The organism is Pseudomonas sp. GL_090 (genome assembly GCF_057837765.1).
In genome coordinates, this window is record NZ_CM174452.1 from 1,619,910 (window position 1) to 1,633,312 (window position 13,403).

A 13,403-nucleotide genomic window follows, 5' to 3' on the forward strand; every position below is an offset into this window, starting at 1 on the left:
AGTTCTGGCGCAGTGGCCTGCCTGCAAACGTTGACCAGGCGACCACTGGGGAAGATGACGATGTTCTTGGCGATGTGGGCCTGCAGGCGACGCAGTGCAGCGCTTAGCGATTGAGCGTCAACCGGTTCGATCCCGAGTGGCAACCAGTAGCGCGCACCTCGGGCGTCGTTGGCGTGCAAGACGTCCGTGCCGTCTGCGGTGCGATGCAGCTGGGCATATAGCACCAGTTTGCGTTTGATCCGGGCCTTTTCAATCTCCCAGTCCAGAACCGAGGGTGTCGGACTGCGCCCGGATTCGTCACTCAGGTTTTGCGCATTGAGCGTATCGGGCAGAAGTGCAAGCTCGTGCAAGCGTCGTTCGGCGGTGCGCTTGGTGTCAGCTTGATTGAGTTGATTGAGATGGACGAAGGCCTGCTGCGTATCCCATACAACCGGGGCATCGAGGCCAAGAAGATCGGGGTTTGCCACTGGATAGCTTCCTTGTCGCAAAATGTTTATTTTGCTTTTTTGGATTCTGGTTATTATGTTTTATCGAGTGTTTTCGATTTATTTTGCAATTAAAGCACAAATTGCGACACTGGTTCATTGAATGTTTACGTGCCTGCACCTCAACGCCGTGTCACGCAGTAACCCATTGCCATTCTTGTGCAGCGCTGGTTATAGTCAGCCCTCGGCAGGTTCATGACCTGCTTTTCCACTCCTGAAAAAGATCAGCCCAATGCCTGCATCCCTCATCAACGCGGTAGTCGATTCAGCGGTCAACGCTGGCGTCGTGCCGTGCGGGAATCAGCAGCCGGGGCAGATCAGTCATTACCCCCCTCCTGTCAGTCGCACGCCAGTGTGCGCGGTGGTCTCACCGCCAGGCGTTGGCATTTCGGGCTGATCGGCTGCTTTCTGCCGTTCCCCCTGCCAACCCGAAAAAAAACGACTGAATTTCAGCTTCGGCTGAGTTGGCTTTTTGCCTGACTACAGGTGGTATTCATGTTTGTCCTTTCGAAAAACTCCGTGCTCGCGGCGGCGTCCACGAGCCTGTTCGTTTTGCTGTGGAGCAGCGGGGCGATTTTCTCCAAGTGGGGGCTGGCCCACGCGTCACCCTTCGCCTTTCTGGTGTTTCGTTTTGTCATTGCCCTATGCGGCCTGGTGTTGCTGGTGCCGTTGCTCAAGCTGAAGTTGCCCAAGGGCGGCAAACCGATGCGGTATGCGATGGCTACCGGCGTGGTGTTGTTGGGGGCGTATCAGATTTTCTATCTGCTGGCCCTGGACCTTAAAGTCACGCCCGGGGTGATGGCGACTATCATGGGCGTGCAACCGATCCTCACCGTGGTGCTGATGGAGCGCGAGCGCTCCTGGAGCCGGATGTTCGGTCTGGCCCTGGGGCTGACCGGCTTGGTCATGGTGGTCTATCAGGGCATCGGGCTGGCGGGGATGTCGCTGGCCGGGATGCTCTTCGGTCTGCTGGCGCTGGCGAGCATGACCTTCGGTTCGATCATGCAGAAACGCATCACCGACAATCCCCTCGGCACACTGCCGGTGCAGTATCTGGCCGGGCTGCTGTTGTGCGGGATTTTCGTACCCTTCCAGCCATTTCACTTCGAGCACGGCAGCGGTTTCATCCTGCCGGTGCTGTGGATGGGGCTGGTGGTGTCGGTGCTGGCGACACTGTTGCTCTACCGTTTGATCGCCAGGGGCAATCTGGTGAACGTCACCAGCCTGTTTTACCTGGTACCGGCGGTCACAGCGGTGATGGACTATCTGATCTTCGGCAATCGCCTGGCGCTGTTGAGCCTGTTCGGCATGCTGATGATCATCGTCGGTCTGGTGTTTGTGTTCCGTAAACCTGCATAAACCGGAGAAGGCCTGTTGCAATGCTCCGGGCCTTTTTCATTTGGCCAGTGCATACCCGGCACGCACCGAATTCATGAACGGCTGCATTGCCGAAGACTGAATGCGATGGGGAGATGAGTGCTTCCACCTTGTGATTGTCGGAGTATGGGCTGACGCCATCGCGAGCAAGCTCGCTCCCGCAGGGTTCTGCGCTGAACACAGAGTTTGTGTACAACACCGACCTCTGTGGGAGCGAGCCTGCTCGCGATGACATTTTCAGCATCCCGGCAGCTCTACCGGTCCGCCACCATTTGCGGTTTCACAGCAGCCGGCTTCAACACCAACCACAACGCCAGCGCAATCAACAACCCGCCATAGATATGCGCCATCGACAGCGGCTCATCGAGAAACAGCGCCCCCCACAGTACGCCGAACAGCGGGATCAAAAAGGTCGTAGTCATCGATTTCACCGGACCAATCGAGCTCAGGAGCCGGAAGTAAACAATGTACGCAAACGCCGTGCATCCCAGACCCAACCCCAGCAACGAGAGCCAGACACTCCAGCCGCCCCAGGTCGCCGGTGATTGGCTGGTCACGCTGTAGCCGAACAGCGGCAGCAGGAACAACGTCGCGCCGAGCATGCTGCCCAGCGCCGACAGGCGGCTGTCGAGCCCACCGGCCTGATCGAGCCAGCGGCGGGCCAGAAACCCCGCAAATCCGTAGCAAGTAGTCGCGAGCAGACAGGCGACGGCCCCCATCAGCAGTTGCATGTCGAACGTCACCGGGCCGGCACGGGTCAGCACGCCCACGCCGAACAGCCCCAGGAACACGCCGCCGAGTTTGGCGCCAGTGAGCCTTTCATGGAAAAACAGGCCGCCGATCAGCACGCCCATCAAGGGGGTCGTGGCATTGAAAATCGACGAATAGCCGGCCGGCAGCACCTGCGCGGCCACCGAATAGAGCGTCGCCGGAATCCCGGAGTTGATCACCCCGAGCAGCATCACGGTCTTGAGTTTGCCCTTGAAGTCCCAGCTGATGCGCATCAGCCCGAGAATCACCAGCAGTCCGGCAGCGGCTATCGATACACGGAAAAAAGCGGTCGGAATGCTGCCAATCACCGGGGCAATGATGCGCATGAACAAAAAACTCGCACCCCAAATGGCCGCCAGGGACAGTAAACGGAAAATATCGACGGGGTTCACAGCGGTCCTTCCTTGGGGGAGGGGCGAAAGTGTTGCTGAGTGTGTGATCGATGGCAACCGAAAACCGGGCATTTAATTCACCCGGAAAATTACGCTTCTCCTGCACCCGGTTCACTAGCTAAGCTCAAGCCTCCCGAATTCCCGCAGAGGTCTCTCCATGCCGCAGCAATGGCCAGCCGCCGACATCGCCCGCTTGATCCTCGATGGCTTTGACGATTACCGCGAGCATTTTCGCCAGATCACCGACGGCGCCCGGGCCCGTTTCGAGCAAGCCAGGTGGCAAGAGACTCAGTCGGCATCGGCGGCGCGGATCAATCTGTACGAAGACAAGGTCGGTGAAACGGTGGAGCGACTGCGCACCGCGTTTGACGCCGACACCCTGGACGTCAGTTGCTGGCCGCTGGTCAAGAGCGCCTATATCAGGCTGATCGACCTGCGCTTCGACGATGAACTGTCCGAGACCTGGTACAACTCGATCTTCTGCGGGCTGTTCAGCCATGACCTGATCAGCGACGGCTGCATGTTCATCCACACCACCCGGCCGAGCCTGCGCCGTGCCCGGGCCGCGCAAACCCGCACCTACAAGCCGCAAGGCCAATTGTCGGCGATGCTCGCCAGCATCTTTGCCGACTATCGCTTCAGCGAGGATTACGCCGACCTGTCCAGTGACCTGAAACGCCTCGAAGCGCAACTGCGCGAGAACCTGCCGGATTGGGTGTGCAAGGACCCGGAACTGAGCGTCGAGCTGTTTTCCTCGGTGCTGTACCGCAATAAGGGCGCGTACCTGGTGGGGCGTATCTACACCGCCGACGAGCAATGGCCGCTGGCGATTCCATTGCTGCACCTCGAGGGTCGCGGCATCCAGATCGATGCGCTGATCACCGATGAGGCGGACGTGTCGATCATCTTCTCGTTCACCCGTTCGTATTTCATGGTGGATGTGCCGGTGCCGGCGGAGTTCATCGGCTTCCTGCGACGTATCCTGCCGGGCAAGCACATTGCCGAGCTGTACACCTCGATCGGCTTCTACAAGCACGGCAAGTCGGAGTTCTACCGGGCGCTGATCAATCACCTGGCCAACACCGACGACCAGTTCATCATGGCCCCCGGCGTGCGCGGCATGGTGATGAGCGTGTTCACCCTGCCGGGTTTCAACACCGTGTTCAAAATCATCAAGGACCGTTTCTCGCCGTCGAAAAACGTCGACCGCGCCACGGTGATCGAAAAGTACCGCTTGGTGAAAAGCGTCGATCGGGTCGGGCGCATGGCCGATACCCAGGAGTTCGCCGATTTCCGTTTCCCCCTGAGCAAGTTCGATCCGGCGTGTCTGGAGGAGTTGCTGGAAGTCGCACCGTCCACGGTGTCGGTGGAAGACGACACGGTGTTGATCCGTCACTGCTGGACCGAGCGCCGCATGACCCCGCTGAACCTCTACCTGGAAAACGCCAACGAGGCGCAGGTGCGTGAAGCGCTGGAAGACTACGGGCTGGCGATCAAGCAACTGGCGGCGGCCAACATTTTCCCCGGCGACATGCTGCTGAAGAACTTCGGGGTGACCCGTCACGGTCGTGTGGTGTTTTACGACTACGACGAGATCTGCTTTCTGACCGAGGCCAACTTCCGCCACATCCCGCTACCGCGTACACCCGAAGATGAAATGGCGTCCGAACCGTGGTACTCGATCGGGCCACTGGACGTGTTCCCCGAGGAATTTCCGCCGTTCCTGTTTGCCGATTTCGGGCAACGCAAGTTGTTCGATCAGTTGCATGGCGAGTTGTATAACGCCGATTACTGGAAGAGCCTGCAGGAAGCGATTCGGGCGGGGAAGGTGATTGACGTATTTCCTTATCGGCGTAAAGGCCTGGACACCGAGTAGTCCTCTGCAATTGCTGCGCAATTGATCGCGAGCAGGCTCGCTTCCACATTGGGCTGTGGTGTACCCCGATTTTGTGGCCGCTATAGATCCAGTGTGGGAGCGAGCCTGCTCGCGATCGGCCGCGCAGCGGTCGTAAAATCTGCGACAATCCGCACCCTGCGCCACTAGACGACTGAATTGCGTACCCGATGACCGACGAATCGCCCTCCATCGACAAACTGCTGAAAAACCTCGATCACGCCATGCTCGCCGACCGCCACCGGCTGCGGCGGCAGTTGCTTGAGCTGCGCAAGAAACCCGACGAGGCCAGGCTGGGCCAGTGGGTGACGCGGATGCAGGCGTCCTGCGAGCAGGTGTTGGCGCGCAAGGCCAGCTTGCCGGTGATTCGTTACGACGACAGTTTGCCGATCGCCGCCAAGCGCGACGAAATCAAGAAAGCGCTGGAAAAGCACCAGGTGCTGATCATCGCCGGTGAGACCGGCTCGGGCAAAACCACCCAGTTGCCGAAGATCTGCCTGGAAATCGGTCGCGGCCAGCATGGCCTGATCGGCCACACCCAGCCGCGCCGGATCGCTGCGCGCAGTGTCGCCAGCCGGGTCGCCGAAGAACTTGGCACCCCGCTGGGCGCGCTGGTCGGCTATCAGGTGCGCTTCGAGGATCAGAGCGATTCCAGCACCCTGATCAAGCTGATGACCGACGGCATCCTGCTGGCGGAAACCCAGAACGACCGCTATCTGGAACGCTACGACACGATCATCGTCGACGAAGCCCACGAACGCAGCCTCAACATCGACTTCCTGCTCGGCTACCTGAAAACCCTGCTGCCGCGCCGTCCCGACCTGAAGGTCATCATCACTTCGGCGACCATCGACCTGGAGCGTTTCTCCAGGCACTTCGACGACGCGCCGATTGTCGAGGTGTCTGGCCGCACCTACCCGGTGGATACCTGGTATCGGCCGCTGACGCTTGAGCAGGACGAAGAGGGCAACCGCGTCGAGGACGACCTGACGGTGGATCAGGCGATCCTCGCCACCCTCGACGAAATCGCCGCCTATGAGCGCAGTGAACGCCGCAGTCCCGGTGACGTGCTGGTGTTCCTGCCCGGTGAGCGCGAGATTCGCGACGCCGCCGACATGCTGCGCAAGGCCCAGCTCAAGCACACCGAAATCCTGCCGTTGTACGCGCGTTTGTCGCCGGCCGAGCAACAGCGGATTTTCCAGTCTCACCCTGGGCGTCGCGTGGTACTGGCGACCAACGTCGCGGAAACCTCGCTGACTGTGCCGGGCATTCGCTATGTGATCGACAGCGGCACTGCGCGCATCAGTCGCTACAGCTATCGCGCCAAGGTCCAGCGCCTGCCGATCGAAGCGGTTTCCCAAGCCAGTGCCAACCAGCGTAAAGGCCGGTGCGGACGGGTCGAGCCGGGCATCTGCGTGCGCCTGTACAGCGAAGAGGATTTCCTCGGTCGCCCGCAATTCACCGATCCGGAAATCCTGCGTACCAACCTCGCGGCGGTCATTTTGCAGATGTTGCATCTGCGTCTTGGCGAGGTCACCGCGTTCCCGTTCATCGAGCCTCCGGATGGCAAGGCCATCAGCGACGGTTACAACCTGCTGCAGGAACTCTCGGCGGTGGATCGCAATAGCCAGCTGACGCCGCTCGGTCGTCAATTGGCGCGGCTGCCTGTGGACCCGCGCATGGGCCGCATGCTGCTCGAAGCGGCGAAGCTCGGCAGCTTGCAGGAAGTGCTGATCGTCGCCAGCGCCATGTCGATCCAGGACCCGCGCGAGCGTCCGCCGGAGCGTCAGCAAGCGGCGGATCAGGCCCACGCTCAGTGGAAAGACGTCGACTCGGACTTCGCCGGGCTGGTCAATCTGTGGCGCGGTTTCGAAGAGCAGCGCCAGGCGCTGACGGCCAGTCCGCTGCGTAACTGGTGCCGCAAGAATTTCCTCAATTACCTGCGCTTGCGCGAGTGGCGCGACTCCCATCGCCAATTGAGCCTGATCTGCCGCGACATGCAGTTGAGCCTTAATAAAGAGCCGGCGGACTATCCGAAACTGCACAAAGCGGTGCTGGTGGGGTTGCTCAGCCAGATCGGGCAGAAAACCGAAGACGGCGATTACCTCGGCGCGCGCCAGCGGCGGTTCTGGATTCATCCGTCGTCGGGCATCGGCAAGAAGCGTCCGCAATGGCTGATGACCGCCGAACTGGTGGAAACCACCAAGCTCTACGCGCGCATGGTCGCCAAGATCGACGCCGACTGGATCGAGCCGCTGGCCGGGCACCTGATCAAGAAAAACCACTTCGAACCCCATTGGGAGAAGAAGCGCGGCCAGGTCGTGGCGTTCGAGCAGATCACCTTGTTCGGGTTGATCGTGGTCGGGCGCAGGCCGGTGCATTACGGCCCGGTCGACCCGGTGGTGTCCCGCGAGTTGTTCATCCGCGAAGGGCTGGTGCGTGGTGAGATCCAGTCCAGGGCCAAGTGCCTGACGGCCAACAAGCAATTGCTGGAACAGCTCGACGAGCTGGAAGCCAAGGCCCGCCGTCGCGACATCCTCGCCGATGAAGAAACCCTGTACGCCTTCTACGACGCGCGACTGCCGGCGGAGATCCACCAGACCGCGACCTTCGACAGCTGGTACCGGATCAACAGCCAGAAAGACCCGCAGCTGCTGATCATGCGCGAAGAAGACGTGCTGGCCCGTGAAGCCAGTGAAGTCACCGCCCAGCATTACCCGGACACGCTGCATATCGGCGATCTGGAGTTGGCCCTGAGTTATCACTTCGAACCGAACCACCCGCGCGACGGCGTGACCCTGCGCGTGCCGGCGCCGCTGCTGCCGATGTTGCCACCGGAACGCCTGGAGTGGCTGGTACCGGGCGTCATCGAAGCCAAGTGCATTGCCCTGGTGCGCAACCTGCCCAAGGCGCTGCGCAAGAACTTCGTACCGGTGCCGGACTTCGTCAAGGCGGCGTTGCAGCGCATGACCTTTGCCGAGGGCTCGCTGCCCCAGGCCTTGGGTCGCGAGCTGCTGCGCATGACCGGTGCGCGGGTCAGCGATGAAGCCTGGGCCGAGGCGGCGCAGCAGGTCGAAAGCCATCTGCGGATGAACCTGGAAATCGTCGACGCCCAAGGCAAGTTCCTCGGTGAAGGTCGCGATCTGGCCGAACTGACTGCGCGTTTCGCCGAGGCCAGCCAGGCTGCATTGGCGGTACCGCAAACCGCAAAGAGCCAGCAGCCGGTGGAGCCGAAAGTGTTCGCTGCTGTGGCCGAGAAAACCCAGCAGAAGATCGCAGGGCTGTCGATGACGGTCTACCCGGCGCTGGTGGAAGAAGCCGGGACGGTCAAGGAAGGGCGTTTCTCGACCCCGGCCGAGGCCGAGTTCCAGCATCGCCGTGCCCTGCAACGCTTGCTGATGCAGCAACTGGCCGAGCCTGCCAAGTTCCTGCGTGGCAAGTTGCCGGGGCTGACCGAACTGGGCCTGCTGTACCGCGACATGGGGCGCGTCGATGCGTTGGTGGAAGACATTCTGCTGGCCAGCCTCGACAGCTGCATTCTTGAAGGCGAAGACCCGTTGCCCCGCGACGGCGCCGGTCTGGCGTCCCTGGCCGAGCGCAAGCGCGGCGCCTGGACCGAGCACGCCGAGCGTGTGGCGAAGCTGACCCTGGAAATCCTCAAGCTCTGGCATGGCCTGCAAAAACGCTTCAAGGGCAAGATCGACCTGGCGCAAGCCGTGGCCCTGAACGACATCAAGCAGCAGCTCAGCCACTTGGTTTATCCGGGGTTTGTCCGGGAAACGCCGATGCAGTGGCTCAAGGAATTGCCGCGTTACCTCAAGGCGATTGAGCAGCGCTTCGAAAAAATCGGTGCCCAGGTGCAGCGCGACCGGGTCTGGAGCGGCGAATTGTCCGGTCTGTGGACGCAATACCAGACCCGCGCCAGCAAACACGCCCAGGAAGGCAAGCGCGATCCGCAGTTGGAGTTGTATCGCTGGTGGCTGGAGGAATACCGGGTTTCGCTGTTTGCGCAACAGTTGGGAACCAAGGTGCCGATCTCCGACAAGCGCCTGAACAAGCAGTGGAGCCAGGTCGAACCCTGACACAATCCCTGTAGGAGCTAGCTTGCTCGCGATGGTCGTCAACGATAACGCTGGGAACCTGACACCCCACGGCGTTCTCTGGTTCATCGCGAGCAAGCTCGCTCCTACAAGTATTGCGTTGCTCTCGCAAAAGGCGCCAAAACCCAAGCTTTATGGCAAACTTCGCGACCATAAACGCCAGTTTCGCGACCTAGAGCCTTCGACCAGGTTGCGAGCAGGAATAAAGCGATGCCAGGTTTGCGTCCCCCGGATGGAAATAGACCCTTTATGTGTTGGTACGACGGTGCCAATGCTTTCTGCCTGAACAGATTAGAGACACGACCATGCATAACGTCGTCATCAGCGGCACCGGCCTGTACACCCCGGCCAACAGCATTTCCAACGAAGAGCTGGTGCAGTCTTTCAATACTTATGTGGCGCAATTCAACGCCGACAACGCTGACGCCATTGCGCGCGGTGAAGTCGAAGCATTGACCGAATCCAGCGCAGCCTTCATCGAGAAAGCTTCCGGCATCAAGAGCCGCTTTGTCATGGACAAGGAAGGCATCCTCGACCCGCAACGCATGGCTCCACGTCTGCCGGAGCGTTCCAACGACGAGTGGTCGGTGCTTTGCCAGATGGCCATCGGCGCCGCCGAACAAGCCTTGCAGCGCGCCGGCAAGACCGCAGCCGACATCGACGGCGTGATCGTCGCCTGTTCCAACCTGCAGCGTGCCTACCCGGCCATTGCCATCGAAGTCCAGGAAGCGCTGGGCATCCAGGGTTTCGGTTTCGACATGAACGTGGCTTGTTCTTCGGCGACCTTCGGCATCCAGACTGCTGCCAACAGCGTGCAACTGGGACAGGCCCGGGCGGTCCTGATGGTCAACCCGGAAGTCTGCACCGGCCACCTGAACTTCCGTGACCGCGACAGTCACTTCATCTTCGGCGATGCCGCCACTGCGGTGATCATCGAGCGTGCCGACCTGGCGACGTCCAGGTACCAGTTCGACATCGTCAGCACCAAGCTGCTGACCAAGTTCTCCAACAACATCCGCAATAACTTCGGCTTCCTCAACCGCGCGGCGGAAGAGGGCATCGGTGCCAGGGACAAACTGTTCGTGCAGGAAGGCCGCAAGGTGTTCCGTGACGTTTGCCCGATGGTGGCCGAGCTGGTCGCAACGCATCTGCAAGAGAACCAGCTCAACGTCAGCGACGTGAAGCGCTTCTGGCTGCACCAGGCCAACCTCAGCATGAACCACTTGATCGTGAAGAAACTGCTCGGTCGCGACGCCACCGAACAAGAGGCGCCGGTGATTCTCGACACCTACGCCAATACCAGTTCCGCCGGTTCCGTGATTGCGTTCCACAAGAACCAGGACGATCTGGCCGCCGGTTCGCTGGCCGTGCTCAGTTCGTTCGGTGCCGGTTATTCGATTGGTAGTGTGTTGCTGCGCAAACTGTAGGAGCGAGCCTGCTCGCGATGGTCGTCAACGATAACGCGGTAAACCTGACTCCCTGCGGCGTATTCAGGTTTATCGCGAGCAAGCTCGCTCCTACAAGAGAGGGTTGGCAAAAACAAACAGCCCGGCGTTGATGCATCGGAGGATGGTGGGGACCGACACACCAACGCCAGGCTGTAAAAGGGGCCGGGCTTCCCTGCCCGAGTCGTATAGCGGGGAGAATCAGAACTTGGCTTCGGCATCCAGTTGCAGGGTGTTGATGTCCGAATCGGTTTTCTTGATGTTGGCGTTGGTCTGATCCGAGGTCGCCATGAAGTAGGTCGCGCCCAGGGCAAAGTTCTTGTCCAGGTCGTAGCTCACTTTCAGCTTGCTGCCGCGCGAACCGGTGAAGCCGTTGGCGAAGTCGGAGTCGGTGAAGGCACCCACCACAGCGTTACGTTGCACGTCGCGGTAGTTGTAGTCCACGTTGAAGCCGTAGAGCTTGGACTTCACACCGGCCAGCCAGCCAGTGTCCTGGTCGTTGCTGGCATCGGTGTTGTTGACGTACTGACCGTAGATCGACAGCGGAACCGGCAGGTTGCTGAAGTCCAGCTGACCAAAACCTTCGTACAGATTGAACTGCTCGCCCGGGCTGTTGCCGTTGACGGCCAGTGCGCATGGCGCAGTAACGGTACCCGAGGTAGGGCAAGCGCTGCTGTCGTCGTTGTCGTAGGCGTAGAGACTGCCGCCCAAGGTCATTTTCATGCTGTCGGTGATGGCGAAGCGCGCACCCAACTGGCCGGCGTACAGACGCAGGTCGTGCTTGAACTGCACGCCTTCGCCGTCGACGTTGTCCTTGAGGGTGTAGTGACCGGCGCTACCGAACAGCTCGGTGCTGCCGCTCAGCGGGTACTTGTAGGTGACGGCCAGACCTTCCGGGTTGATGTCGCTATCCCAGATGATGTCGCCCATGCTCACCCATTGTTGCGGCATCTTGCCGCCAACCAGGTGCAGGTTCTTGATCGCGTCCGGGTGGTAGTCGATGTAACCCTGGTCCAGCCAGATCTGCTTCTTGTCGAAGTAGTTGTTCAGGTCCTGGTTGGTCGAGCGAGCGTCGTCATTGCTGCCGGTGGCGATACGGATACCGGTGTCGACCTGCGGGTTGATTTCGCTGTAGGCACCCAGGCGGGCACGAATGCGCTGACGGTCCTGGTCCTTGTTGTTCGGCACGCCATCGTTGTGCACGGTTTCTTCGCGGAAGCGCACGTCACCCTTGAACTGGGTCTTGGCGGCCCATGCCAGCTTCTGGTCGAAAGTGCTCAGTGCATCGGTTTTCTTCGCGGTGGCTGCAATTTGCTCGTTGGTCTCTTGTTGAGCCTGACGGGCGATCTGCTGGTCTTTCTGATCCCTGGCCAGCTCGGCTTGCAGTTCGCTGTACTGCGCATTGGTGATCGAGCCGTTAGCCTTGAGCATGTCGAGCAGTTTGGCGTCGACTGCGGCACTGGCCGGAACACTCATGGCCAGCAACAGGCCACCGCACAAGGCCGCCGCAGTTTTCGTGGAAGCAAGACGCATATCAATCTCCGAAGATGAGAGGGGATGACAGAGCCATCCGGGTCACAACCGACCGTAAGGGGCGGAAAACAGTGGCCGGGTATAACCCGGCGCTCTAAAAACAGGCGCCAGTATCGCGATGGTTTATTACAGGGCAGTGGCAATGTGATGTCATGTCGATGACGATACAAAGTCGTCGTGAACTATTGAGTTAGAGCACTGTCGTCGTTTTGCCCGTGTGCATTGCAGAGCGATAGGCGATACTCGCTGGGCTTTCACGCCATGAAGAGTGAGGATGGTGATGCCGTTGCAACGCCTGCAAAAACTGTCAGAAATCGCCCCGCAGACGTGGGACGCACTGGTGCCCCAGACTCAGCCTTTTCTGCGTCATGCCTTTTTGAGCGCGCTGGAAGACAGCGGCAGCGTCGGGCCCCATACCGGCTGGCAGCCCGAGCATTTATTGCATATGGAAGGGGATCGACTGATCGCCGCGCTGCCCGGTTATCGCAAGTGGCATTCCTACGGCGAGTACGTGTTCGATCACCCCTGGGCCGATGCCTGTGAGCGTGCCGGCATCGACTACTACCCCAAACTGTTGAGCGCGGTGCCGTTCAGTCCGGTCAGCGGGCCGCGGCTGTTGGCGGCCACGGTCGAAGAGGGTTTCGAGTTATTGAAAAGCCTGCCGGGCTACCTTGAACTTGAAGGGCTCTCCAGCGCCCACATCAATTTCACTGATCCGTTCACTGACGCGGCATTGAGCGAGCAGCCCGGCTGGCTGCAGCGCGTTGGCTGTCAATACCACTGGCAGAATCGCGGCTACCGGGATTTCCAGGATTTCCTCGATGTACTCAGTTCGCGCAAGCGCAAACAGATGCGCAAGGAGCGCGAGCAGGTGGCCGGGCAGGGCTTCGATTTCGAGTGGTTCGAAGGTCGGGAACTGAGCGAGGCGCAATGGGATTTCGTCTATGCCTGTTACGCCAATACTTACGCGGTGCGCCGGCAGGCGCCGTATCTGACGCGGGAGTTTTTCAGCCTGCTGGCCGAGCGCATGCCGGAGTCGATTCGCGTGGTGCTGGCCAGGCAAGGTTCACGGCCGGTGGCGATGGCGTTCAGTCTGGTGGGGGGCGACAGCTTTTATGGCCGCTATTGGGGATGCCTGGCGGAGTTCGATCGCCTGCATTTCGAGACCTGCTTCTACCAGGGTATGGACTATGCCATTGCCAACGGTATCCAGCGTTTTGATGCCGGAGCACAGGGTGAACACAAACTGATTCGTGGATTCGAGCCAGTCATTACCCATTCCTGGCACTACTTGCGGCATCCGGGATTGAAAGCTGCGGTGAAAGACTTCCTGGAGCAGGAACGGTTGGGGGTGCTGGCTTATGCAGAGGATGCGAAGTCAGCCTTGCCTTATCGACAAGGCTGAT

At 60.3% G+C, this 13,403-nt stretch carries 7 protein-coding genes; 5 read left to right on the forward strand and 2 right to left on the reverse strand.

Annotated features, from left to right (window positions below; translation table 11 throughout):
• Positions 1 to 980 precede the first annotated feature (980 nt).
• Entirely contained in the window at positions 981 to 1,844 is an 864-nt protein-coding gene (locus tag AC3ITA_RS07200) for a DMT family transporter (RefSeq protein WP_150673530.1), read from the forward strand.
• Between the two features lie 272 nt (positions 1,845 to 2,116).
• Here the strand turns inward: AC3ITA_RS07200 and AC3ITA_RS07205 are convergent, their stop codons facing one another.
• Positions 2,117 to 3,025, reverse strand: a complete 909-nt coding sequence (locus tag AC3ITA_RS07205) for a DMT family transporter (protein WP_489279869.1) — start codon at positions 3,023 to 3,025, stop codon at positions 2,117 to 2,119.
• Positions 3,026 to 3,182: 157 nt separating this feature from the next.
• On the opposite strand from AC3ITA_RS07205, the gene aceK reads away from it, so the two are divergent.
• The 3 genes from aceK to AC3ITA_RS07220 all read left to right on the forward strand — a co-directional run bounded on the left by aceK (position 3,183) and on the right by AC3ITA_RS07220 (position 10,446).
• Positions 3,183 to 4,901: a bifunctional isocitrate dehydrogenase kinase/phosphatase gene (gene aceK, locus AC3ITA_RS07210; protein ID WP_095944621.1), complete on the forward strand. Its 1,719-nt coding sequence runs from the start codon at positions 3,183 to 3,185 to the stop codon at positions 4,899 to 4,901.
• A gap of 188 nt (positions 4,902 to 5,089) precedes the next feature.
• The gene (gene hrpA / locus AC3ITA_RS07215; RefSeq protein WP_095944620.1) at positions 5,090 to 9,001 is read left to right on the forward strand and encodes an ATP-dependent RNA helicase HrpA; all 3,912 of its coding nucleotides are present in this window, start codon (positions 5,090 to 5,092) and stop codon (positions 8,999 to 9,001) included.
• Between the two features lie 323 nt (positions 9,002 to 9,324).
• A complete protein-coding gene (locus AC3ITA_RS07220; protein ID WP_095944618.1) occupies positions 9,325 to 10,446 on the forward strand; it encodes a beta-ketoacyl-ACP synthase III in 1,122 nt (373 codons plus the stop codon).
• A 219-nt stretch (positions 10,447 to 10,665) separates the two neighbouring features.
• Here AC3ITA_RS07220 and AC3ITA_RS07225 read toward each other — a convergent pair whose 3' ends face one another.
• Positions 10,666 to 11,997 carry a putative porin gene (locus AC3ITA_RS07225; protein WP_489279871.1) on the reverse strand — a complete coding sequence of 444 codons (1,332 nt, stop codon included), beginning with the start codon at positions 11,995 to 11,997 and terminating at the stop codon, positions 10,666 to 10,668.
• A 280-nt stretch (positions 11,998 to 12,277) separates the two neighbouring features.
• Between AC3ITA_RS07225 and AC3ITA_RS07230 the strand changes: the two genes are divergently transcribed.
• Positions 12,278 to 13,402: a GNAT family N-acetyltransferase gene (locus AC3ITA_RS07230; protein WP_489279872.1), complete on the forward strand. Its 1,125-nt coding sequence runs from the start codon at positions 12,278 to 12,280 to the stop codon at positions 13,400 to 13,402.
• Position 13,403 lies beyond the last annotated feature (1 nt).